The sequence below is a fragment of the Pseudomonas brassicacearum genome (assembly GCF_003732265.1).
Lineage (GTDB): Bacteria > Pseudomonadota > Gammaproteobacteria > Pseudomonadales > Pseudomonadaceae > Aquipseudomonas > Aquipseudomonas brassicacearum_D.
In genome coordinates, this window is sequence record NZ_MOBK01000417.1 from 1 (window position 1) to 321 (window position 321).

A 321-nucleotide genomic window follows, 5' to 3' on the forward strand; every position below is an offset into this window, starting at 1 on the left:
CTGCCTTTATCAAGCACAATGATGTGCTCGGCATCGATGTAGAACGTGACCAGGCCTTCCTTGGCTTCGTTGGCGCTGACGATATGCGGAACTTCATGCAGATAGTCATCGCCATTGGACTTGATGCCGGTCCATCTCAGACAGATCAAGTCGCCATTTTTCATGTCGTAGCGCACGTCGACAGTGGCGTAAAGCTCGTCCGGTTCGAGGGTATCGCCTATCAATTCTCGAATAATCGGCTCGGGGAGGATGTTGACGTCGCCGTCTACATCCGCAAAGGCGCGCTTGGAAGACAGCGGGTCGCCACCGGCCTTTTTGTAG

General features: G+C 54.2%; 1 pseudogene. It reads right to left on the reverse strand.

What is annotated here, in order from left to right:
* A pseudogene (locus tag BK660_RS32770) lies at window positions 1-321 on the reverse strand (hypothetical protein); the annotation flags it as partial.